The 23291-nt window shown below is 62.7% G+C and carries 17 protein-coding genes; 6 read left to right on the top strand and 11 right to left on the bottom strand.

The features are described from left to right. The first annotated feature begins 33 nt into the window (after positions 1–33). Genes JOE32_RS22780 through JOE32_RS22770 form a run of 3 tightly spaced genes read left to right on the top strand, consistent with a single transcriptional unit; the run spans position 34 to position 3607 of the window. Positions 34–1935, top strand: a complete 1902-nt coding sequence (locus JOE32_RS22780; RefSeq protein ID WP_209989243.1) for an ATP-binding protein — start codon at positions 34–36, stop codon at positions 1933–1935. Then, entirely contained in the window at positions 1932–3269 is a 1338-nt protein-coding gene (locus JOE32_RS22775; protein ID WP_209989240.1) for a sigma-54 dependent transcriptional regulator, read from the top strand. Before JOE32_RS22780 ends, JOE32_RS22775 begins: the two co-directional genes overlap by 4 nt. 8 nt (positions 3270–3277) lie before the next feature. Further along, complete coding sequence (locus JOE32_RS22770) at positions 3278–3607, top strand: GlpM family protein (RefSeq protein ID WP_173670288.1); 330 nt, start codon at positions 3278–3280, stop codon at positions 3605–3607. 29 nt (positions 3608–3636) lie between these two features. On the opposite strand, the gene JOE32_RS22765 is transcribed toward JOE32_RS22770, so the two are convergent. From JOE32_RS22765 to JOE32_RS22740, 6 genes are all read right to left on the bottom strand, one after another. Beyond that, entirely contained in the window at positions 3637–5025 is a 1389-nt protein-coding gene (locus JOE32_RS22765; protein WP_209989236.1) for a sigma-54 dependent transcriptional regulator, read from the bottom strand. After that, positions 5015–6793: a HAMP domain-containing sensor histidine kinase gene (locus JOE32_RS22760; RefSeq protein ID WP_209989229.1), complete on the bottom strand. Its 1779-nt coding sequence runs from the start codon at positions 6791–6793 to the stop codon at positions 5015–5017. The genes JOE32_RS22765 and JOE32_RS22760 overlap by 11 nt, the downstream gene beginning before the upstream one ends. Further along, positions 6793–7917, bottom strand: a complete 1125-nt coding sequence (locus tag JOE32_RS22755) for a GNAT family N-acetyltransferase (protein WP_209989225.1) — start codon at positions 7915–7917, stop codon at positions 6793–6795. Before JOE32_RS22755 ends, JOE32_RS22760 begins: the two co-directional genes overlap by 1 nt. 77 nt (positions 7918–7994) lie before the next feature. Next, complete coding sequence (locus tag JOE32_RS22750) at positions 7995–8888, bottom strand: alpha/beta fold hydrolase (RefSeq protein WP_209989222.1); 894 nt, start codon at positions 8886–8888, stop codon at positions 7995–7997. Continuing rightward, a complete protein-coding gene (locus JOE32_RS22745; RefSeq protein WP_209989219.1) occupies positions 8885–10279 on the bottom strand; it encodes an aminotransferase class III-fold pyridoxal phosphate-dependent enzyme in 1395 nt (464 codons plus the stop codon). The genes JOE32_RS22750 and JOE32_RS22745 overlap by 4 nt, the downstream gene beginning before the upstream one ends. Beyond that, positions 10272–10973: an MtnX-like HAD-IB family phosphatase gene (locus JOE32_RS22740; RefSeq protein WP_209989216.1), complete on the bottom strand. Its 702-nt coding sequence runs from the start codon at positions 10971–10973 to the stop codon at positions 10272–10274. Before JOE32_RS22740 ends, JOE32_RS22745 begins: the two co-directional genes overlap by 8 nt. A 230-nt stretch (positions 10974–11203) precedes the next feature. Here JOE32_RS22740 and JOE32_RS22735 point away from each other — a divergent pair, with 230 nt between their 5' ends. Continuing rightward, on the top strand, positions 11204–11965 hold the full coding sequence (locus JOE32_RS22735; RefSeq protein ID WP_209989214.1) for a MipA/OmpV family protein: 762 nt from the start codon (positions 11204–11206) through the stop codon (positions 11963–11965). A 15-nt stretch (positions 11966–11980) separates the two neighbouring features. Here the strand turns inward: JOE32_RS22735 and JOE32_RS22730 are convergent, their stop codons facing one another. Further along, on the bottom strand, positions 11981–12634 hold the full coding sequence (locus JOE32_RS22730; RefSeq protein WP_209989211.1) for a DsbA family oxidoreductase: 654 nt from the start codon (positions 12632–12634) through the stop codon (positions 11981–11983). 54 nt (positions 12635–12688) lie between these two features. Then, positions 12689–13708: an alpha/beta hydrolase gene (locus JOE32_RS22725; RefSeq protein WP_209989207.1), complete on the bottom strand. Its 1020-nt coding sequence runs from the start codon at positions 13706–13708 to the stop codon at positions 12689–12691. Between the two features lie 215 nt (positions 13709–13923). Here JOE32_RS22725 and JOE32_RS22720 point away from each other — a divergent pair, with 215 nt between their 5' ends. Then, positions 13924–19524: a DUF6543 domain-containing protein gene (locus JOE32_RS22720; protein WP_209989205.1), complete on the top strand. Its 5601-nt coding sequence runs from the start codon at positions 13924–13926 to the stop codon at positions 19522–19524. An 84-nt stretch (positions 19525–19608) separates the two neighbouring features. Continuing rightward, positions 19609–20526, top strand: a complete 918-nt coding sequence (metR, locus tag JOE32_RS22715) for a transcriptional regulator MetR (RefSeq protein ID WP_209989201.1) — start codon at positions 19609–19611, stop codon at positions 20524–20526. A gap of 130 nt (positions 20527–20656) precedes the next feature. On the opposite strand, the gene JOE32_RS22710 is transcribed toward metR, so the two are convergent. The 3 genes from JOE32_RS22710 to JOE32_RS22700 all read right to left on the bottom strand — a co-directional run bounded on the left by JOE32_RS22710 (position 20657) and on the right by JOE32_RS22700 (position 23054). Further along, a complete protein-coding gene (locus JOE32_RS22710; protein WP_209989198.1) occupies positions 20657–21163 on the bottom strand; it encodes a GNAT family N-acetyltransferase in 507 nt (168 codons plus the stop codon). Further along, positions 21160–21567, bottom strand: coding sequence for an NUDIX domain-containing protein (locus tag JOE32_RS22705; RefSeq protein WP_209989196.1), 408 nt, complete (start codon positions 21565–21567; stop codon positions 21160–21162). Before JOE32_RS22705 ends, JOE32_RS22710 begins: the two co-directional genes overlap by 4 nt. Before the next feature lie 155 nt (positions 21568–21722). Next, positions 21723–23054 carry an HD domain-containing phosphohydrolase gene (locus tag JOE32_RS22700; protein ID WP_209989193.1) on the bottom strand — a complete coding sequence of 444 codons (1332 nt, stop codon included), beginning with the start codon at positions 23052–23054 and terminating at the stop codon, positions 21723–21725. Positions 23055–23291 lie beyond the last annotated feature (237 nt).

Genomic DNA, 23291 nt, shown 5'->3' with positions numbered 1-23291 from the left:
CTGGCAAGCGCTGGTTGACCCAAGGCATCTGTGATGAAATGCGACCCCAACCAATTTCGCGCCGCACCGCCATCACTTGCCGTGAAACCTCGTCTGATACGCCAACTGTTCCTGCCGCCACTGGTCATCGCCCTGATGATCGGCCTGGGTTTCATCGGCTTCTGGATCAGTGAGTACTATGGCATCCGCACCCTCAGCGACACCGGCGAGCGCCAGCTTGAGCTGCACGCACGCACGGTCGAGAGCGAATTGGGCAAATATACCTACCTGCCCAGCCTGCTGGAGCTGGAATCCAGCGTGTCCAAACTGCTGGCCGAGCCCAATCAGGAAACCCGCAAGACCGTCAACGATTACCTCGAAGGCCTGAACCGACGCAGTCGCAGTCGGGCCATCTACGTGATGGACACCACCGGCCGTGTGCTGGCCACCAGTAACTGGCGCGATGCCGACAGTTATCAGGGTGAAGACCTGTCCTTTCGCGCCTACTTCCAGAATGCCGTGCGCGGCCAGCCCGGGCGCTTCTACGGCATCGGCAGCACCAATGGCGAACCCGGCTACTACCTGGCCCACGGCCTGGAAGAGCACGGCAAGATCATTGGCGTGGCCGTGGTCAAGGTACGTCTCGAAGCCCTGGAAGAACGCTGGCAGCGCGCGCGCCTCGAAGCGTTCGTCAGCGACGAGAACGGCATCATCATCCTCTCCAGCGACCCGGCCCGGCGCCTCAAGGCCGTGCGCCCGCTGAGCGATGACACCCGCGACCGCCTGGCCCACAGCCTGCAATATTACTGGGCGACGCTGAACGAACTCGAACCCCTGGCCCGCGAACGCCTCAACGAGGTCAGCGAAAAACTGACCTTCCCGGCCAACAGCGAAGTGGTCAACGACGCCCACGAGGTGAGCTACCTGGCGCAAACCCGCCCGCTCCTCGATACGCCGTGGAACTTCACCCTGCTCACCCCGCTCAACGACCTGCGCCGCGCCGCGATCAACCAGGGCATTCTGGTGGCGGTTGCGTTCGGGCTGGTGGCATTCCTGCTGATCGCCTGGAACGAGCGACGCAAAGTGATCGCCACCCGCCTCGCCGCGCGCGAAGCCTTGCAGGAAGCCAACAGCCAGTTGGAACGGCGGATCGCCGAGCGCACCACCGACCTGCGCGCCAGCAACGAACGGCTCAAGGGCCAGATTCGCGAGCGCCGCCAGGCCGAAGAAACCCTGCGCCGCGCCCAGGATGAACTGGTACAGGCCGGCAAGCTGGCGGCCATCGGCCAGATGTCCACCAGCATCGCCCACGAACTGAACCAGCCCCTGGCCGCGCTGCGCACCTTGTCCGGCAACACCGTGCGCTTCCTTGAGCGAGGCGCGCTGGACACCGCCAGCGCCAACCTCAAGACCATCAACGAGCTGATCGACCGCATGGGCCGCATCACCGCCAGCCTGCGCTCGTTTGCCCGGCGTGGCGATGACCAGAGCCAGGCCAGCCTCAGCAAGGCGGTGGACGCTGCATTCCAGGTGCTCGGCGCGCGCCTGGACAGCCTGCCGCTGAGCGTGCACCGTGACTTCGCCGCCGTGCAGTTGCAGATCGACCAGACGCGCCTGGAGCAGATCCTGGTCAACCTGATCGGCAACGCGCTGGATGCCATGCAAGCCCAGCCGATGCCCGAACTGTGGCTCGAAGGCAGCAGCAGCGACGGCAAATACCGCCTGCGGGTGCGCGACAACGGCCACGGCGTCGACGCCGAGGCGCGCAAGCATTTGTTCGAACCGTTCTTCACCACCAAACCCGGCGAGCAGGGCCTTGGCCTTGGCCTGACCCTGTCGGCCAGCCTCGCGGCGGCCACCGGCGGCAACCTTGCCGTGGAACACCCGGCCACTGGTGGCACGGCCTTTGTCCTGAGCCTGCCGCTGGCGGGCACTCAACCCACTGAGTCGACATGAATATCACGCCCCAAGACCTCACCGTGCTGATCGTCGAAGACGACCCCCATGTGCTGCTCGGCTGCCAACAGGCGCTGGCGCTGGAAGACATTGCCAGTGTCGGCGTGGGCAGCGCCGAAGAGGCGCTCAAGCACGTCGGCGAGCACTTCGCCGGCATCGTCATCAGCGACATTCGCTTGCCGGGCATCGATGGGCTGGAACTGCTCACCCGCCTCAAGGCGCTGGATAAAAGCCTGCCGGTGGTGTTGATCACCGGGCACGGCGACATCGCCATGGCGGTCGGCGCCATGCGCAATGGCGCCTACGACTTCATGGAGAAACCCTTCTCCCCCGAACGCCTGGTCGATGTCGCCCGCCGCGCCCTGGAGCAGCGCGCTCTGGCGCGGGAGGTCTGGGCACTGCGTCGCCAACTGGCCGAGCGCGACTCGCTGGAAGGCCGCATCATCGGGCGTTCGCCGGCCATGCAGAACCTGCGCGAACTGATTGCCAATGTCGCCGACACCTCGGCCAACGTGCTGATCGAAGGCGAGACCGGCACCGGCAAGGAACTGGTCGCGCGTTGCCTGCATGACTTCAGCCGCCGCCATTCCCATCAGTTCGTCGCGCTCAACTGCGGCGGCCTGCCGGAGAATCTGTTCGAAAGCGAGATCTTCGGCCACGAAGCCAATGCCTTCACCGGCGCGGGCAAACGCCGCATCGGCAAGATCGAACACGCCCACGAAGGCACGCTGTTCCTCGATGAAGTGGAAAGCATGCCGATCAACCTGCAGATCAAGTTGCTGCGGGTGTTGCAGGAACGCACCCTCGAACGCCTGGGCTCGAACCAGAGCGTGGCGGTGGACTGCCGGGTGATCGCCGCCACCAAGTCCGACCTCGACGAACTGAGCCGCGCCAGCCTGTTCCGCAGCGACCTGTATTACCGGCTCAACGTGGTCACCCTGGAACTGCCGCCGCTGCGCGAGCGTCGCGAAGACATCCTGCAACTGTTCGAACACTTTTTGCAGCAGTCATCCCTGCGCTTCGACCGCAGCGTGCCTGACCTCGACAATCAGACCCTGTCGAGCCTGATGAGCCACGACTGGCCGGGCAATGTGCGCGAACTGCGCAACGTCGCCGAACGCTTCGCCCTGGGCCTGCCGGCCTTCAAAAAGTCCGGCGCGGGCGGCAGCAACCATGGGCTGGCCTTCACCGAAGCGGTGGAGGCCTTCGAGCGCAACCTGCTCGCCGATGCCCTGCAGCGCAGCGGCGGCAACCTGACCCAGGCCAGCCAGGAACTGGGGATGGCCAAGACCACGCTGTTCGACAAAGTCAAAAAATACGGGTTGAGCCACTGATGGACCTACTGTTGAAGGCCGCCCTGGGCGCGGCGGTGGTGTTGATACTCGCCGCGCTGGCCAAGACCCGAAACTATTACATCGCAGGCCTGGTGCCACTGTTCCCGACCTTTGCGCTGATCGCCCACTACATCGTCGGCAAGGGCCGGTCGGTGGACGACTTGAAGACCACCATCCTGTTCGGGATGTGGTCGATCATTCCGTATTTTGTGTATTTGGCGACGCTGTATGTGATGGTCGACCGAATGCGGCTGGAGGCGTCACTGGCTGTCGCCACCGTCGCCTGGCTGATGGCGGCAACGCTGCTGGTGAGCGTATGGGTCAGGGTTCACACCTGACACACTGCCGCTCCCACAGAAAATCCCTCTCAGCGCACTATTTTGTCCACTTGAATCCCCAGCTTCTTCAGCCGATACCAGAAGCTCCTTTCGGAAATCCCGATCTTCGCCGCGGCTGCGGCCTGCACGCCGTTGCTCTCCTGCAGCGCCGCCAGAATGTAGCCCTTCTCCACCTCCGCCAGCGCCGCATCCAGATCCTGGGGCACGTCCGGGGCGTCGCTGCGCAGCACCGTCTCGGCGGGCCTTGAGGCATACAGGTAACCCGGCAGGTCGATATCTTCGATCACAGGCGACGCCGCCACGATCGTCGCCCGCTCGACACAGTTCTGCAGCTCACGAATATTGCCCGGCCAGTGATACGCCGCCATCGCCTGCAACGCTTCGGGGCTGAAGCCGGTGATACGTTTGCCGGCCGTCGCGCTGATGGTGTGGGCAAAGTGGCGGGCCAGCGGCACGATGTCTTCTGCGCGGTCGCGCAGCGCCGGCAGCGGAATCGGGAAGACGTTGAGGCGGTAATACAGGTCTTCGCGAAACTCTTTCCTGGCCACCGCCTCCAGCAGGTTTTTATTGGTGGCGGCAATCACCCGCACATCCACCTTGCGCTCGCGCGGATCGCCCACCGGCTCGATCACCCGCTCCTGCAAGGCACGCAGGATCTTGGCCTGCAACGCCAGGGGCATGTCGCCCACTTCGTCGAGAAACAGCGTGCCCTTGTCGGCCTGCATGAACCGCCCAACCCGGTCCGCCACGGCGCCGGTGAAGGCGCCCTTGCGGTGGCCGAACATCTCGCTTTCCAGCAGGCCTTCGGGAATGGCCGCGCAATTGACTGCCACGAAGGGCTTGTCCGCACGGCTGCCATGCTTGTGGATGGCGCGGGCGACCATTTCCTTGCCGGTGCCGCTTTCGCCGGTCAGCAGGATGGTCGCGGTGCTGTCGCGCACCGAATCCACCGCTTGCAGCACCTGGCGAAACGCCGGGCTGTCGCCCACCAGGCTGTCGAACTGGGCGTGTTCGTCCAGCTCGGCGCGCAGGCGTGCGTTGTCGCGAGTGATGTCGCGAAACTGCAGGGCCTTGGCCACGGTGATATCCAGCTCGTCGATATCGAACGGCTTGGCGATGTAGTCGTAGGCGCCGTTGCGCATCGACTGCACGGCATTTTTGACGGTGCTGTAGGCAGTCATCACGATCACCGGCACCTGCGGGTAGCGCACACGGATTTCGGCCAGCAGCGCCGGCCCGTCCATGCCCGGCATGCGCCAGTCACTGATCACCAGGTCAATGTCTTCCTGTTCCAATACCTTGAGCGCGTGCAGGCCGTTGCCCGCAGTGAACACCTGGATGCCGCTCTGGCTGAGGGCGGATGACAGCAGGTCACAGAGCTTGGGCTCGTCGTCGACCACCAATACGTTATGCGTCATGACCTTCCTCATCGTCGCCGTCGTCTTCACCGTCAGCCGGAATGTACAGGCTGAAGGTGGCGCCGGCATCTTTCTCGCTGGTGCACTCGATGCTGCCGTCGTGACTTTCCATGATCGAATAGACTTTGGCCAGGCCCAGGCCCGTGCCCGACGCCTTGGTGGTGACAAAGGGTGTGAAGATGCGCTCGATCATCTCCGCCGCAATGCCCTGGCCGGTGTCGGCGATGCTGATCACCGTATTGCTGCCCTGGCTGCGAATGCCCAGCGTCAGGCGGCCTCCGTCGGGCATCGCGTCGATGGCGTTGAGGATCAGATTGAGGCAGGCCTGCTTGAGCTGCTTGGCATCGGCATACAGGGTCGCACCGGGCGCCTGGTCGTCGATGCGCGCATCAATGTTGTGGGTGGTCAGTTCCGGGCTGCAAAAACCGAGGATTTCCTCCACCAGCGGGCGTGCCGCCTGCTGCACCCGCAGCGGCGGGTTGGGCTTGGCGAAATCGAGAAACTCGGTAATCAACTCGTTGATACGGCTGACTTCGTTGATCACGTATTCCAGGTGGCGCTTGTCGCTGTCCGGCAGGTCGACGCGGCGGTGCAGCAGTTGGGTGGCGGTCTTGATGATGCCCAGCGGGTTGCGGATTTCGTGGGCCAGGCCCATGGCAACCTCGCCCAGGGCATGCAGCCGGTCGCGCCGGCGCAACTGGGCTTCGAGGTGATGCAGCTCGCCCAGGCGCTCGGTCATGTGGTTGAAGGTGCTGCTCAATTGCGCCAGTTCGTCACCGCCGCTGGCCCGCACCCGGTGCTGATAATCCCCCGCGATCACGGCATCGACGCCCTCGGACAGGTCGCGCAGCGGCCGGGTCAGGCGCCGCGACACCAGCACACCGGCAGCCAGCGACAGCGCCGAACTCAGCAGGAAAATCAGCACGAACAAATTGCTCTGATTGACCAGCCCCACCAGGCTGGTGTGGCGCAGCAAGCCGCTGAAGATCACGCCCTGCAGTTCGCCGGCATCATTGAAGATCGGCCAGTACAAACCGCTGTAGTTGCTGGTGAACTGCTCGCTCGGCTGGCGGCTGGCACGCATGGCCGTTTCGATATTTGCCGGGATGCGCAACGGATGATCGTCGAAACGCTGGGTCGAGAATATTTCCGAAAAACCCTCGGGGTTGGCCAGGTACAGGCGCAGGTCGAGGGAATGCACGTCGGCCACGCTGGTGAGGAAACTGCTGTCCAGGTAGGTGGCCACCAGCAGCTGGTAGTCCACGCCATCGCGGTTGGTTTCGAAGGTCGACACCACCAGGCCGGTCATCACGCCGGCCACCTTGACGGTTTGCAGGACCGCTTTGCTGGTGAGGTTGATCTGCTTGACCACGTCTTCGGACGCGGTACTGAACACCACCTTCTGATCGCTGCTGCGGATCAGCGCGACCACATCGATATCGGTGGCATCGGCGATGTCGGCGGTCAGCCGGTCGTGCCGCGCCGCCTGCGGGCTCGACGGCGGGCTGGTGTAGCGCAGGAACAGCTTGGCCATGCGCGCGTTGTCGTGGAGGATATCGCCAATCTCGTCCTTGACGATCTTGGTCGACTCCTGCAGCCAGATGCGCACGTTGCTGTCGAAAATCTGCGACAGCGTGGTCGCGGCCAGTTCGGCGGCGATCATCGTTGGAATAACGCTGACCAGCCAGAACGCCAACACCAGCTTGCGCTGGACACTCCAGCGCGAAATGGCAAATGGACGGGCTTTCTGGCGGGTCTTGTTGATCATCAGGTTTCGCTTATCACGGCAGCCATGGCAGGGTCGGAACGGTCCGGTCGAAGAAACGCTTTCACCAGGTTGAGCAGCACGTTGACCACCCGGTTGCGATGGCGAAAGAACAAATGCCTGCCCTGGAACTCGCAACCCAGGCGCAGTTTACTGGCATAGCCTTCCTGACCGCACTCATAGAGCGGGATCCGGTGCGCAATACAATAGTCGACATTGGTCAGCCAACTGCGAAAGTACAGGTTGTACTCGCGACCGAACGCGCTGTCATGCCCGAAAAACTTGTCGATCAGCCGATGCTCGTCCACCAGGATCAGATTGAACGCCACCAGGTGTTCGCCCACCCAATACAGCACACACACCGCACGCCCCTGCATCCGTTCGAGCAGCCCGGTGAAGTAGCTGGCCGGCAGGCGCTCGAATTGCAGGTCGGAGCGGCTGAGCGTGGCATCGTACAGGCGCATGACCTCGGGCAGCACATCATCGATGTTACGCCGCCACTCCAGGCGCGGCCCCGGCGCCCGCAGCTTGCGGCGCAGGTCCTTGCGGGTCGACTTGCACAACGAACCGAGGTAGGCGTCCACCGAGCCGTAGGGCACCTTCAACACGCCGCCGGGCAGGCCCGGCATGCTTTTGAAACCTGCGCTGCGGCAACTCGCGGCCCACTGCGAGTCCTGTGAGGCAACGTCCTTGACTGCCACCAGGCTGATACCGAATTCACTGGCATCCTGGCGCGCGGCCTTGATCAACTGCTTGAGCAACAGCGGGCGCCTTGCCGGCGGCACGCGGCTGGCAATGCCTGCATCACAGTGCTCGGCCATCGGCGAACCGATGGCGTACAGCGGCAGTTGCAAAACACCCGGCCACAGTCGCTCCAGGCGTTCGGTAAAACGCTTGCCGGCGCCCGATACCGTGGTGTCGAGGCGATAACGGGTGATGAATGCGGCCGCCACCGCCACCAGCGTGCCGTCCTCATAGACCGCCAGGTAGCGCCATGTGAAATCGGCGATGGCGGCGTTCTCCACCACCACGTAATAGTCCCAATCCTCCAGCGCACCCGGAAAACAGTCGTTCCAGGCACTGCGCTGGATGGCCCGGATGGTCGAGAAGGCTTGCGTGGTGATCACGGATTTCCCTTATTTGTGTACTGAGCACCGAACCCATGTGGGCGCTGGCTTGCCTGTGATACAGGCCCCTCGGTGGATCAGGCAGACCGCCGTGATGCAATCGCAGGCAAGCCAGCTCCCCCATTGACCACGGTGGTGTTTATCGTCGTGTGTTGCTCAACGAACCGGGCACTCAACTCGATCACCCGCCGGTATTGCAGGTCGACGGTGATCATGTGGTAGCAGTTGTCCAGCAGGATCTTGGTCACCGGGCCGCCGAGGTGACGCTCCACGTAGTCGGCGTTCCAGCGGCTGGTGATGTCGTCCTCGATGGAATGCAGCACCAGCGCCGGCACCTTGACCTCGCGCATGCGTTTTTTGACCACGGCGTTCATGCGGTGCAGCTCGCGCACCGTGATGCCCTCCATGGTCAACAGGCCAGCCTCGCTGCTCTCCCCTTCTTTCATCTGGCGTTCAACAACGGCCCGCAGGCGCTCGTTCTTGATGCCGTACGGCGGCTTCTCTTCGAAGCGGCAGACATGCACGCCGAACGGAATCTTCATCAGCAACGGCGACAGAAACGCCAGCTTGCTGATGCTCCAGCCGTCGTACTTCAGGGTCGTGGAATACATCAACAGGCCGGCCACCTGCCCTGGGTGCTCGGCGGCCACGTACATCGACATCACCGCGCCCATGGACAGGCCGCCGACAAACACCTGCGCATGCCGCTGTCTGATCTGTACGAAAGCCTTGCGCACACCTTCGTACCAGTCACGCCAGCCGGTGGCCTGCAGGTCGCTGTTGTCACCGCAGTGCCCGGCCAGGGTCGGCACGTACACCGTGCAATGACCGGCCTTGACCAGGCCCTTGGCGACCTGGCGCAATTCCGTCGGGGTGCCGGTCAGGCCGTGGATCAACAGGATCCCGACCGGACCTTCACCGAGAACGAAGCCGGCAGTACCTTCGCCGAGGTCGATCCCTGCACCGTTCACCGCTGGGTTGCCCGCACCAGCAGTTGCTCGAGCAGCTTGAGGCCCAGGTCGATTTCCGGGTAGCTGATTTCCAGCGACGGTGCCAGGGTGATCACGTTCTTGTAGTAGCCGCCCACGTCGAGAATCAAACCGAGTTTGCGGCCGTCCACCACCATGTCGCCCTTCATGCCTTCCTCGACCATGTAGTCCAGGGTCGCCTTGTCCGGGGTGAAGCCATCCGGGCCGCAGATTTCGCAGCGCAGCGCCAGGCCCAGGCCGTCGACGTCGCCGATGATCGGGAAACGCTTCTGCAAGTCCTGCAAGCCTTCGAGGAAGTATTTGCCCTTGTTCATGACCATGGCGCCGTAGTCGACTTCATTGGTCATCTTGAACATTTCCAGACCCACCGCCGTGCCCAGCGGGTTGGAGGCGAAGGTGGAGTGCGTGGAGCCCGGCGGGAAGATCTTCGGGTTGATCAACTCTTCACGGGCCCAGATGCCGCCCAGCGGGTTGAGGCCGTTGGTCAGCGCCTTGCCGAACACGATCACGTCCGGCTGCACGTCGAAGTGCTCGATGGACCACAGTTTGCCGGTGCGGTAGAAGCCCATCTGGATTTCGTCGGACACCATGAGGATGCCGTGCTGATCCAGCACATGCTTGAGCTCGCGGTAGAAGTTCATCGGCGGGATTACGTAGCCGCCGGTGCCCTGGATCGGCTCGACGTAGAACGCGGCGTATTCGCACTGGTTGGTTTTCGGGTCCCAGACCCCGTTGTATTCGGTCTCGAACAAACGCGCGAATTGCTGCACGCAGTGGCTGCCGTACTCTTCCTTGGTCATGCCCTTGGGGCCACGGAAGTGGTAAGGGAACGGGATGAAGTTGGCGCGTTCGCCAAAATGACCGTAGCGTCGACGGTAGCGGAAGCTGGAGGTGATCGACGAGGCGCCGAGGGTGCGCCCGTGGTAGCCGCCTTCGAAGGCGAACATCAGGCTTTTGCCGTTGGAGGCGTTACGCACCACTTTCAACGAGTCTTCGATGGACTGCGAGCCACCGACATTGAAGTGCACGCGACCGTCGAGGCCGAACTTCTTCTTGGCGTCGACCGCGATCATTTCCGACAGCTCGATCTTGCCCTTGTGCAGGTACTGGCTGGCGATTTGCGGCAGGGTGTCGATCTGTTGCTTCAACGCGTTGTTCAGGCGTGGGTTGGCGTAGCCGAAGTTCACTGCCGAGTACCACATCTGCAGGTCGAGGTAGGCCTGGTCTTCGGTGTCCCACACGTAGGAGCCTTCGCAACGGCTGAAGATGCGCGGCGGCTCGATGTAGTGAACGGTGTCGCCGTAGGAGCAGTACTTGGCTTCTTTATCCAGAAGAATCTGGTCTTCGGCGGTGGCGATACGGATATCAGACATGGTGGAAGAGTTCCTGGTTGTCGGCAGCAGTAAAGGAGGTGGCGTTGGCCGCGATGCCCTGGGGCAATTGCGCGAGCAAGGCGGGCATTTCGGCAAAAGTGTCGAAACGCGCATGGGGAATGTGGTGGGCGACGCAGTAGTCGGCGAGGCTGCCTTTGGCAAACACGAAGTCGGCGGTGGCGGCCACGCACATGTCCGACTTGCCGTCGCCGATCACCAGCACGCGCTTGTTGCCCGGCGTGGACTTGCACTTGCAGTTGCCGGAGGCGGCACGGCAGGCGTCGCTTGCATAAGGAAAGTCGATGCGCCAGCTGTTCTGGTCGACCTGGCGCAGGCGGTTGGCGAGGATCGGCAGCAAGGTCACGTAGTTGCGCGACAGGATGCGGGCGATGCCCTGCTCGATGCCGTCGCTGACCACTTCGAGGGTCGCGCCCAGGCCCATGACGTGATCGACGAAATCCGGGAAGTCCGGGTCGATCTCGACACTGTCGAAGTACGCCAGCAGCTCGGCGGGCGTGGCCTTGATCAGCGCCAGTTGGCGGCTCAGGCATTCGCGTGAACCGATGTGTCCGTCCAGCCATTCCTGTTCGATGGTTTCCCACTCGGGCCCGGCGAAGCGTTGGAGGACGTTGTCGATGACGTCGGTGGGGGTGATGGTCCCGTCGAAGTCACACACGATATGCCAGTGAATCATCTGCGTCGTACCTTGTGAGAGCGCGCTCTGTGCGCTTGCACCAGGGATAGAGCAGGGAGTGTGCCAAGTGGATAAAACCCAACGGAACCGGGCTTTCGGCGGATTCTGGCGAGGGTTTTGTACCCGGCAAGCTACAATTTTTGTAGCTTGCTACAAACAAGATGAGTGCTTGCGCCGGAGCAGCCCTTCGCGCGTGAATGCGCGCATGTTCCGATCAAGGAGTGCGCACCATGCGCCAGGTTACGACGGCTGTACTGGCCGGTTTATCGTGGGTGTTTTCCAGCGCGGTGCTGGCCGCCGGCATCAGCGGTGAAGTCGGCGCGGGCCTCGCCTATCAGCCCCACGACCCGAGCGGCAACCACTACGAAGCGCGCCCCATCCCCTACTTCGACCTGGACTGGGGCACACTCAGCCTGGACACCGATGACGGCCTGACCTGGCGCGCACTCAACAGCCAGGGCATCAGCGCCGGCCCCTATATCAATTACCTGCAGGGCCGGGAAAGCAATGGACCGTTGCGCGGCCTGCGCGATGTGCCGGACATGGCCGAAATCGGCGGCTTCGTCCAGTACGCCCCGGCCGATTTCTGGCGCGTGTATGCGCAAGTGGGCCAGGCCGTCGGCGGCGGTCACGAACAGGGTGGCGTGCTCGGCAAGCTCGGCGGCGAGCTGGGCTACCCGCTGGGCGGCGTCATCGGCAGCACCGGCCTGATGGCGCACTTTGCCGACGCGCGTCAGACCCAGACCTTTTTCGGCGTGGATGCCAGGGAGTCGGCCGCTTCCGGGATCCGCGCCTATAACGCCAGCGCGGGGTTCCAGAACCTCACGCTGACCCAGAGCTTCGAATTCCCCCTGGCCGCACACTGGTCGCTGCTGACCAGCGCCAGCTGGGTGCACCTGGTCGGCTCGGCGGCCAACAGCAGCCTCGTCAAGCAAGCCGGTCATGTCGACCAGGGCCAGTTGCAGACGGCGATCAGCTATAAATTCGACTGACCGCCGCCCAAAGGCTCAGCCCTTGGCTTCCTGAATGATCTGGCGAATCGCCCCGACGAAGGCTTCGGCCGGCTGGCCGCCGCTGACGGCGTACTGGTCGTTGAACACGATGGTCGGCACCGAGGTCACGCCACGGGAGATCCACAGCTGCTCCTGCTCGCGCACCTCGGCGGCGTACTCGTCGCTGGCGAGAATCTCGGCGGCGCGCTGCACGTCCAGGCCGACGCTCTCGGCGATGATCGCCAGGATGGCGTGGTCGGACGGGTCCTGGCCATCGCTGAAGTAGGCCTTGAACAGCGCCTCCTTGAGGTTGTACTGCAAGCCTTCAAGGCCGGCCCAATGCAGCAGGCGGTGGGCGTCGAAGGTGTTGTAGATACGGCTCTGGCCATCGGTGCGAAAGGCAAAACCCAACGCGGCGCCCATGTCGCGGATACGCGCGCGGTTAGCCTGGGACTCTTCGGCACTGGAGCCGTATTTTTCAGTGATGTGTTCGACGATGTTCTGCCCGATGGCAGGCATGTTCGGATTGAGTTCGAACGGCTGGAAATGGATCTCGGCCTGCACCTCGGTGCCGAGCTGGTCCAGTGCTTCGGTCAGGCCGCGCAGGCCGATGATGCACCAGGGGCAGGACACGTCACTGACGAAATCGATTTTCAGGGGAGTACTCATGGCAGGCAACCTCGCTGGCAAAATGTGCCGGAAAGGCTGCACGATACACCAATGTCACAACACCTTCGAAGGCGCCACCGCATCGATCTGCGCCCAGTGCGCCGCATCCTCGCGGTGGGCTTGCAGGTACGGCAGCACCGCCGCCAGCAACGGCGCCTTGAACGCTTCCTGGAAACGATGGGCCAGGCCTGGAATCAGCTTCAACTGGCTGCCCTGGATATGCGCGGCCAGGTGGATGCCGTGCATCACCGGCAACAGCGGGTCGGCGGTGCCGTGCACCACCAGCGTTGGCACGCGCAGCTGGTTGAGCAACGGCACGCGGCTCGGTTCGGCGAGGATCGCCATGATCTGGCGCTTCACGCCGTCCGGGTTGAAGGCACGGTCGTAGGACAGCGCCGCCTGATGCAGCAACACCTGGCGATCGTCCTTCACGTTCGGGCTGCCCAGGGCTGCAAGCAGATCCGCCTGCTGCTCCAGCGCCACTTCGCGGTTGGGCGCGCTGCGCCGCGCCAGCAATTGCACCAGGGCCGCGTTCGGCGCCGGCAGGCCTTCGGCGCCGGAGCTGGTCATGATCAGCGTGAGGCTTTCCACCCGTTGCGGCGCCATGGCCGCCAGGTGCTGGGCGATCATGCCGCCCATGCTCGCGCCGAGTACGTGAAATTGCTGGACCTGCAAGGCGTCCATCAGGCCCAGGGCGTCATCGGCCATGTCGGTCAGCGTATAAGGCGCCGACACTGGCAGGCCGAGCTTGTAGCGCAGCACCTCGAAGGTCAGGTTGGCGTTGGCCGGCGCCTGGCGCCAGGTGGACAGGCCGACGTCACGGTTGTCATAACGGATCACCCGAAAGCCTTGCTCGCACAAGGCGACCACCACTTCGTCAGGCCAGTGGATCAACTGCCCGCCCAGGCCCATCACCAGCAGCAAGGCAGGGTCGGACGCACGGCCGATGCTCTGGTAGGCAATGCTCACCTGCGCCAGGTCGACAGTTTGGGTCGGGACATTGACATCGCATCGAGACGCCGCAAAAGACGGCAGGCCGAATAAAAGAGCGGCCAGTAAAAGCAACACACGCATGGAAAACACCGAAACGCAGAACCCCAGTAGAGCGCGAGTCTGATGAAGTTTGTTCAAGCGCGCTGCCACAGTTGCATGACAGTTTGATGAAGAGTGCCCAGCGGTCATTTACGCCGGATGCCAGACAGGAATACCGCCTGACGCATCGCAAATTCCCGTGCAATGGCGACTTTGCAAGAGGAGCAGCCCGCTCCTCACGACGAGGCCCGCTGATCATGCCCCACGAACATCCCCCAATTACCCCGGCAACGGACCTGGATGACTTCAACTACACCTCCCACCTGGGACGTCTGTGGGTTGACGAAAGCCTGTTGCTCTCAGCCCTCCAACACTGGGCAGACTGCCGTCAGGCAATGCTCGATCTCATGCGCGCCATTCCGTCCCCGCAACGTCTGGTGGCGCAACTGATCCTGGAAAAACTGGACCTGGACGGCGACACCGTTGGCCTGCGCAGCACGGATAAACCCTTCATCAACGTGAACAACGCGCTTGCCTTGCTGCAACAGCGCCCTGAGGTGCCGGCCTCCATTAACCAGGACTTCATTGTGGTGGGCCTGCGCAGCACGCATCCCTTGTTTGCGTTGACGGCGAGCGAAATGCTTGAGCGCCTGGACTCGCTGGACCTGCGGGGTTTCATCACCCATGGCTGGAAACGCTACTGGGATGACCGTGCGCCACACACGCCGGTGTCGCGACGCACACGCGCCAACCAGCTGTATAAAGGCCACTTCGAAGCCGCTGCCCAAGTGGCATTCGCCCTCGGACAACTGAATACCGAGCAACTCAAACCGGCTCTGGCCAAACTGGCCTTGCCCGAGGACTCCGACAGGGCCGTCTACGCCGAGCGATTGCGCTTCAAGTGGGCCGACGGCCATTGCGTCCCTCTGCACGCGGCACTGGTGCTGACCATCGACACCGTCCCCCTCACCGCACAGTTGCTGTACACGCCCTTCAGGCAACCGGTGTTGCAGATTTTCAAGGAACGCAACGCGCTGGAAAGCTGGATGCTGGCCGAACAAGGCCAACTGATTGCATCGGACCGCCCGACACCAGCGTCGGAGATCGACTATGCGCTGATCGACAACCCCTTTACCGACGCGATGGATGCCTGGCTCGCCGACGCCGAGGCGCGCCTGCTGGCAGCGCTGACCCAAAACAGCGGCACGGACTTCGCCACACAAGGTGCGAACGCGTTGCACGCCATTGATTTGACTTACCGACAGCTGCGCGACGACGGGCTCTTCCCGGCGCCGCCTGATTCACCGGTCACGGCAGAGGCCGACGAAGAGCGCGGCGTCGAACCCACACCCTTCGGTTTACTCAGCGCCGACCTGCCGCTGGCGACACGCCTGGCCACGCTCAAGCAGCAGCGCCTGGCCCTGGAAACCGTACTTGACCCAGGGCAGGCCGACCCCCTGCACAGGCTCAAGCCCCACATTGATGACTTGAGCGCGGCACAAAATTCGGCCGACAGCGCACTGGCCACACTGCTGGAAAACAAGACCGGCCTGCAGTTGCAGACCCTGCACAAAACCGCCTCACGCGCCAAAAGCGAACTCTACGCCGCGCGCGTCAAAGGCCTGCGCGCTGAAGCCGAGATACAACGTTTGCTCAAGCAGATCAGCCAGGACGAATACCTGAGGCTGCAGGCGGTCCTGAACCAACCCGACCGCCAGGATCGCACCCTGCCGGTTGCGGCTTGCCGCCTGCTCGTGAGCAAGCGCAGCAGCAACGGTGAATATGGCGAGACCGTGGTGCAAAGCCAGGAGCTGCAAGGCCCGCTGGCGATCATCAATGCGGCTGACCTGCAAGATCCGTCAAGCGACCACGGCGTGCTGCTCTGGTGGCCGGGCCGGTCAGGCGGGCTGCAACGCTTCGCTTCGCGAGAGGCGCTGCACACCGCGCTGTTCAACATACAAACGGATGATGCCGAGCTGAGCCTGCAACTGACCGAGGTGCTGCGCGAGGCGCTCGACTACGGTCTGCAGTCGCAGACACATCAATGCTCACAAAAGGCCGCGTTGTTGATGGAAACCGACGCCGACCCGACCGTGCTGCACGCACGCGCGGCCGAGCTGCAGGCACTGCCGGAAAAATGCAGGCTCGAATGGCAGGTGCACCGCCATGACGCGCGCGACCTTGCCTATGCGCAACTGGTCGAACAACAGCGCAGCGTCACGCTGGCCGAACAGCGGCCGCAATGGGTCAGTGAACTGTCCGACGCCCAGGCAGCCGAGGTCAAGCCAATGATCAACGCCAGTGTGGACGCATTGCGCCGATCGCAAGTGCTGGTGCAACGCGACCTGCCGTCCGCCAGCCGCTTCAGCCAGGGCCAGGTCGACCAGCGTCTGCGCGAGGATTTCTCGCTGCTCAAGCCCTTCACACTCACCCTTGACCTTCCGGTGACGGTTGAAAAGCAACCGCTGCTGGGTTCAGGCGCTCCCGGCTCGTTTTCACCGCGCACCGTGAACAAGGCCAGTACCGCACGCAGCACGCTGACGTTGCACGAACTCGCCCTGTTCACCGTTGACGACACACTCAAGGACCGCCTGGAGTTCATGAAGGTCGAGGTGCTCAACGACGATGAGGCCGAGCGCCAGCGACTGCTGATGGGCATCACCGCCCCCTACGTCAAACGGATCATCGCGGAACTGGACGTCGCGCAAAAATATGAAGACCTGATCACCCGCACTTTCCTGGGCACGCCTGCCGCCCCCAGCTTCAGTGACGCCTACCAGCAGGAAACCCTGCTGGAAAACTGGCGGTTGCTGCTCAAACTGCAACGCAGCATTGCCAAGGTCCGCGGGCACCTCAAGGACGACGCGCTGCAGATCCTCGACATCGCCATCGACGCCAGCACCGACCAGGCCTGGCGCCAGGGCAATCGCCGGATCGTCATCAAACCGGCACTCCTTACAGTGGGAGGCAGCGACACAGAGGGTCTCAGTTCAACGCTCTTGGGCGTGACCTTTATCGAGGAATTGATCAGCGGCGTTACCCTGTTGTACTTGCCCGACCGCGTCGATGGTCAGTTTTTCTACCGTTTCGACACCCTGGAAGCGGCTCGAAAAGCGCTGTTCAACGGGTGCTTTCGCGAAGAAATGCACCAGTACGTGGCGGGGCGTGCACTGGGTGGTAAAACCGAGCAACACGCTCACCGCATCAAGCAGGCGCTGCTCGAGCACTACGACGCCATCATCGGTGTGGGCGTCGCCTGGCCAGCCTCCACCTCTCTTTCGAAAAACCTGCTCAATATCCATATGGGGCAACTGCTGGAAGCTCATCGCAACACCTCACGCTCCAACAGCGCACAGCGTCTGCGCGAATCGGCGGGCAAAGGTGCGCAGGCGATGTATTTCATAAAACTGGCCATGGGATTCGTGCCGTTTGTCGGCACGGCTATAGGCCTGTATGACGCGTGGGTGCAAGCCAACATGGCTGTCGCGGCGTTCCTGCGCGGCGATGTTCAGGAGGGTATCGACGCCCTGGCATCCAGCCTGCAAGCGCTGATCGACGCCGGCGTCGACCTGGGCACAGGGCTGGGTGTCGCCCCCGGTGCGACCCGCCCCGAGGTTCGCCTGCATCAGTTGATTCGGATCGGCCGCAGCGGGGCCCACCTGTCGCCGCCGTCATTGCGCAAGTCGTCAACCCTCGTCGAACGCTTCGCCGGCTACGAGTACGAACAACCACTATCCCTGCACGGCCTGCAACCGCACAGCGAAGGGATCTACCGCAACGTCTACCGGCACGCACGAGGGGATTTCATGCTCAGCCAGGGCCGTGTGTTTGAGGTCGAACTGGATCAAAGCCTGCACACGTTGCGCTTGAAAGGGACGCGCACCAAAACCTACAAACAGCCCATCGTGCTCGATGAGGCCGGCGACTGGAACACCCACGGCGCGGTGTACGGCACGCTGGTCAACGGTGGACTCGCCGGCGGCGGTGGTGTGCTCGGGCACCTGGCGGACCGCCTCGATCCCGTCTGGCCTGTGGCGATTCGCGAGCGCCTGCCCCTCTGGTGGACCGATCGCGCATGGCGCCAGCAACTGCGTCTGCAAGATGAAGTAATGACCCTTGGCCAACGTGTCAGCACCCAGATCAACAAAACAAAACGCCTGGAACTGCTGTACCTGAACGCTGAGGTCCAGGGCAAATCCGCCGCTCTGACGGACCTGCGCCAGTCCCTGCGAGAATCAATCGAGCTTGCCCTGCGGCATGACAGCAGCCTCGATCAACTGCCTCGGCCCGCCAGTCGTGTGGCCATTACCTTTCATCAGGCGGTGCGCCGCGCGAATGCTGCAAGCATCGTCAGAAATAACATCCAGCTTGCCAATTATGCGAGAAGGGAAATGCTGACCCGGATCGAGCAGTTCTCCGCGCTGACCATCGAACGAATCGAGATTGGCTACCTGATCGATCACGCCAGGCGACGTAAAGCCATCAGCCTCGAGATTCGCGATGCGCTCGATGATGTGGAGCGTTGCGCACACATGGCCAACACCTGGCATCAGAAAATCATGCACGACCGTAACTTCAAGTTCACCGAGACTGACCCCCGCATTCTGAGTGCTTACAAGGCGTTGGACACAGACCTCACAGAGCTTAATCACAATTTCGGCGCGGACTATCGACGTTACGCCAAAATCAGTTTCAGTCTGGAATGCTTCAATCGTTATGACGGCATCAGCGAGTTGTCCTGGTTCTATCTATTCCAACGGTCCCTCAAGAGCCATGCCGGTGTCTCGCGTGCGCTCAACCTTCACTTCCTCCTGGACCGTTCGCCCGCCACTCGCAGTGAACGCCTGGCCATACTTAAGGCCTGTATTCAGGACTACCAGAACTTCAGCCGCGATCTGAAAACCTGGAACCTGGGCTACCCACAGCACTTCGATCAGCCTCGCCTGAGTACACTTCTCGATGACGTGGAAAAAATGATCGAGCTTGCTCGCAACGACATCGGCATCACGCCCAGCCGTGCCCGAGACCCAGGACTCAAGGTCTTTACCACCGACGAAAACCGATTGCAGGTGGGTACCGAAACAATCAACCCACAGACCAGCGCCCGCCAATACATCGTCGAAGCACCTACCGGCCACGTCGAAACCTGGCACGTGGACCCGCACTCCAATCGCGCCCGCCTAGCCGTGACTGAGCGATCGGCGCCGGTTCCCGAACTCAATCCTGCGCGCTCCACCCTGGTGAATGACGCGCAGTCCCGGCTCAGCGCCGTGGACCACTACCAAAGCAAGGTCCAGAGCTATGCGCAACAGAACATGAGCCCGCTTAACCTGGAGCACATGCTTGTCAGCGAAGCTGCAGAGTTGACCGTGCGCGCCAATCGGATCGGACGTGTATCCCCAGACGAACCCATCATCGGCCAATTGCGCAGCAAGGCTGCTGAGTTGACCGTGGCCGGGCGACACCTGCGCGTCCAGCAATCGATGAGCAGTAAACAGCCTACCGGCGGCTTCCTCGATTACCTGCTTTCGCCCCAACAGGGTGATCGGCAAACGATCCGCCTGAGCAAACTGGGAGCGCGTATCGCCAACGGAAAACGCCAGGACAATCGCAGCGATTTTCTCCAGGAGTACGCCGTGCATGACCTAACCCGGCCCGGTGAGCCGGTGCTGTGGTACGTCCATGCGCATTACGACTCGGCCACAACACCCTTCGATAGCGTCGTCAAAGCGCACGTGAAACTGCCGGAGCAACGGCGACTGGGCCTGGAATGGCAAAAACAGCAGCCCGGCCATACGCCGATCTGGCGCGGCGACGTCAGCCGTGCTGTATTTATCGAACAATTCAAAGATCTGTGAGCCACGGCACGGTCGACACCCATGGGAACATGAGACAAACTCACTCTATGTGTGTTTGTCTCAAATTACCTTCATGGAAAGCCCGTGCTCGAAATCCGTCATCTCAAGACCCTGCACGCCCTGCGTGAAGCCGACAGCCTGGTCGAAGCCGCCGAACGCCTGCACCTGACGCAGTCGGCGCTGTCGCACCAGTTCAAGGAATTGGAGGAGCGCCTGGGCATGCAATTGTTCGTGCGCAAGACCAAGCCGCTGCGCTTTACCAGCGCCGGCCTGCGCCTGCTGCAATTGGCTGACGCCACCCTGCCGCTGCTGCGCGGCGCCGAGCGAGATATTGCACGGTTGGCCGGTGGCACCGCCGGGCGCTTGCACATGGCGATCGAGTGCCACAGCTGCTTTCAGTGGCTGATGCCGACCATCGACCAGTTTCGCGATGCGTGGCCGGAGGTCGAGCTGGACCTGGCCTCGGGCTTCGCCTTCGCGCCGCTGCCGGCGCTGGCCCGCGGTGACCTCGACCTGGTGGTGACGTCCGACCCGCTGGAGCTGCCGGGCATCACCTATGTGCCGCTGTTCACCTACGAAGCCATGCTGGCGGTGGCCAACCAGCACGCGTTGGCCGGCAAGTCGTACATCGTGCCCGAAGACCTGCTCAGCGAAACCCTGATCACCTACCCGGTGGAGCGCGATCGCCTGGACATCTTCACGCGCTTTCTGGAGCCCGCCGACGTGGAGCCTGCGCAAGTGCGCACCTCGGAGCTGACGGTGATGATGATGCAACTGGTCGCCAGCGGCCGAGGCGTGTGCGGCATGCCCCATTGGGCGCTGCATGAATACAGCTCGCGCGGTTATGTGAAAGCCAAGCGCCTGGGCGAGAAAGGCTTGTTTGCCACGCTGTATGCGGGGGTGCGCACCGACATGCTGGACGCGCCGTATATGCGCGATTTTCTGCTGACAGCCAAAGACACGTCGTTTTCCACGCTGGATGGCGTGAGTGCCGTGCGCTGAACATCACAATGAAACCAGGCGAGCGCTGGCTTGCCTGCGATGACGGTGTGCCAGCCACTCCATCCTCCACTGACAGACCGCTATCGCAGGCAAGCCCGCTCCCACATTGAGCGGTGTGATAACCACGGCCTCACTCGGCCTTGAGTTCACGCCACATGTGAATCTTGTCGAAATACTCCACGCCCACCCGCACCGCCAGCGGCTCCAGGCCGTACTGGATAAAGCCGCAGCGCCGGTACAACGCAAACGCAGCGTCATTGCCGGCGGTGACGGTCAACTGGATCACTTTGAGACGAGGATGCCGGCGCGCTTCAGCCAGCGCCGCCTCCACCAGCCGACGGCCCAGGCCCTGCTGCTGATACGCCTCGATCACGTACATGCCAAACAAGGTCACCTTGTGCCGCGCCTTTTCCCGAGGCTCGAACGCCAGGCCGACAATGCCTGCAAGCAGGTCCCCGGCAAACGCGCCGAGCAGCCGGTCCAGCGGGTTGTCGAGGCGTTTTTCCCACCAGCTCAGGGGCATCGCCGCACGCTCGGCGACGCTGGAGGTAAACGCCTGGGGATAGGCGTCATACGCTTGCAGCATCAATGCGCGATAGGCTTCGGCGTCATGAGCCTGCAGCGGGCGCAGGATCATGCGCTGAGCGCGGCGCGATAAAACGGCAGGATCAGGTCACGGGTCAACGGCGCCAGCTGCAGGCCACCATCGCCAGCCGGGTCAATCCAGCGGATTTCTTCGATTTCTGCGGCGGGCGTCACGGCCACATCGATGTTTACCCGGAACAGCTCGGCTTCGACGGTGAAGCCTGGCTCGTTGGCAGCGGGTGCCGAGAAGTGGCCAAGGTAGACGGCGGCGTCCGGCTCGATGCGCAGGTTCAACTCTTCGAACAGCTCACGGGCCAGGGCCTGCACAGGTTGTTCGCCAGCGTCGATCTTGCCGCCCGGTTGCATGAAGGCCTGGGTGCCGCGCTTGCGCACCAGCAGGGTCTGGCCGTCATTCCCGATCAAGAGGGCGGCGGCGATGCGAAGGGTTGAGGTCATGGACAGGCTGCCTTGAATGCAAAGGCGCAAGGATCACATGGCCCAAGGTTACACCGCAAATCCATGCGGGAGAGGGCTTGCTCCCGACGGCGGTATGGCAGTCAGCTTACCTGGAACTGACCCGCCGTCATCGGGCGCAAGCCCCCTCCCACACTTCAATTGGCTTGAGCCTTGATGAACACGCTGTACCGCGCGCCTTCCATCGTCTCGAACGCAATCAACTTGTCCACCAACGGCAAATTCAGCGACTTGCCCGCATTGAGCAGCAACATGCCGTTGTCTGCATTCAGGTTGCGCGCCAGCACCATGCCCTCTTCCAGCTCGCGGGTGCCCAGCACCTTGACGTTGGGATCGCCCAGGGTCACGTCATTGAGGTAGGTGGCGCAGACCCGCACGAAGTCTTCCACCAGATTGGGGTCGTAGAGCCGCCCGGCGTATTTGCGGATGTACAGCAACGCTTCGTCACTGTTCATCTGGCGCTCCAGGATCAGGCCCTTTTGCAGCTCGATAAAGTCCACCGCCAGCTTGAGCAAACGCGAACCCGCAGGAATAGCATCGCCCTTGAGGTGGTCGGGAAACCCGCTGCCGTCCCAGCGTTCCTGGTGATGGCGGATCAGCCGTGCGGCGTCTTTCATCGGCTCCAGGGTCATCAGCAGCGATTCGCTCTGGCTCGGATAGGCACGATAGCGTTCGCGGTCGGTGCTGTGCAGCAGGTCCGAGGGCGCGGCGGTCATGCTGTCGCTCCAGCTCAGCTTGCCGATGTTGTAGAGCGCGGCGGCCATGGTCAGGTCGCGGTTGCTGGCGCTATCGACGCCGTGGGACACACACCAGGTGCGCACCAGTTCGATGATTTGCCGGTTGGTCTGCTTGGCGCGCGGCAGGCGCAGGTTGGCCAGCAGCGAAAACACCTCGGTGCCGGTGGCGTAACTGTGCTTGAGCTCTTCATAGGCCAGGTCGAGCATGTCGGCGGTTTGCTGCAACTCACTGGTGCGCGCTGCCACGCGTTTTTCCAGGGACACGTTGAGCTGCTTGAGTTCATCGTTCTGCCGCTGGATCAACTGTTCAAGACGCGCGCGCTCACGCTCTGACTGCTGGTGGGCCAGGGATTGGCGCAGGGCCAGCAGCAGTTCCTCATCCTTCCAGGGTTTGCTCAGGTAGCGGTAGATCTCGCCTTCGTTGATGGCTTTGACGATCAGGGTCAGGTCGGTTTCGCCGGTCAACAGGATGCGCACGGTGTGCGGGTATGCCTGATGGATATGCGCCAGCAGCGAGGCGCCGTCCATGTCCGGCAGGCGCGCGGCGCTCATCACCAGGTCGACGGGATGACTGGCCAGAATGGCCAACGCCTCAGCGGCACAGGTCGCGCTGTGCAGCGCAACAGGCTCCAGGCGCAGCAACTGCGTGAGGCGCTGCAACACATCGGGGTGGGCATCGATCAACAGCACCACCGGGCGCTCGGCCTCGGTGAACGTAACGGACTCTCCCATGGAATACCTCGGTTCGTCGGTGTGCGCTCCTTACGGTCTGGGCAACTGCCTCCTGGCGGACAGTGAAGAGTTTAGTTGGGTTTTCATGAACTGAACCGAACGAGGCGGAGCGTTTGAGACATTCAGTAATATCCAGACTTTGCAATTGCTTACAAATACCGCCAACCTGCGCCCGCCCGACGCACGGCCTGCACCACCCTGCGCGCGCCTGTCCCTACTAAACAATTTGTTCATAGA

It is taken from the genome of Pseudomonas sp. PvP025, assembly GCF_017832155.1.
Taxonomy (GTDB): Bacteria; Pseudomonadota; Gammaproteobacteria; order Pseudomonadales; family Pseudomonadaceae; genus Aquipseudomonas.
Note: the sequence above shows the minus strand (reverse complement) of the source record. Positions and strands in the feature narration are given on the sequence as shown.

Coding starts and splice junctions, on each gene's coding strand:
- JOE32_RS22780 (WP_209989243.1), top strand. CDS start 34: ATGAAATGCGACCCCAACCAATTTCGCGCCGCACCGCCATCACTTGCC.
- JOE32_RS22775 (WP_209989240.1), top strand. CDS start 1,932: ATGAATATCACGCCCCAAGACCTCACCGTGCTGATCGTCGAAGACGAC.
- JOE32_RS22765 (WP_209989236.1), bottom strand. CDS start 5,025: ATGACGCATAACGTATTGGTGGTCGACGACGAGCCCAAGCTCTGTGAC.
- JOE32_RS22760 (WP_209989229.1), bottom strand. CDS start 6,793: ATGATCAACAAGACCCGCCAGAAAGCCCGTCCATTTGCCATTTCGCGC.
- JOE32_RS22745 (WP_209989219.1), bottom strand. CDS start 10,279: ATGTCTGATATCCGTATCGCCACCGCCGAAGACCAGATTCTTCTGGAT.
- JOE32_RS22740 (WP_209989216.1), bottom strand. CDS start 10,973: ATGATTCACTGGCATATCGTGTGTGACTTCGACGGGACCATCACCCCC.
- JOE32_RS22735 (WP_209989214.1), top strand. CDS start 11,204: ATGCGCCAGGTTACGACGGCTGTACTGGCCGGTTTATCGTGGGTGTTT.
- JOE32_RS22730 (WP_209989211.1), bottom strand. CDS start 12,634: ATGAGTACTCCCCTGAAAATCGATTTCGTCAGTGACGTGTCCTGCCCC.
- JOE32_RS22725 (WP_209989207.1), bottom strand. CDS start 13,708: ATGCGTGTGTTGCTTTTACTGGCCGCTCTTTTATTCGGCCTGCCGTCT.
- JOE32_RS22720 (WP_209989205.1), top strand. CDS start 13,924: ATGCCCCACGAACATCCCCCAATTACCCCGGCAACGGACCTGGATGAC.
- JOE32_RS22710 (WP_209989198.1), bottom strand. CDS start 21,163: ATGATCCTGCGCCCGCTGCAGGCTCATGACGCCGAAGCCTATCGCGCA.
- JOE32_RS22705 (WP_209989196.1), bottom strand. CDS start 21,567: ATGACCTCAACCCTTCGCATCGCCGCCGCCCTCTTGATCGGGAATGAC.
- JOE32_RS22700 (WP_209989193.1), bottom strand. CDS start 23,054: ATGGGAGAGTCCGTTACGTTCACCGAGGCCGAGCGCCCGGTGGTGCTG.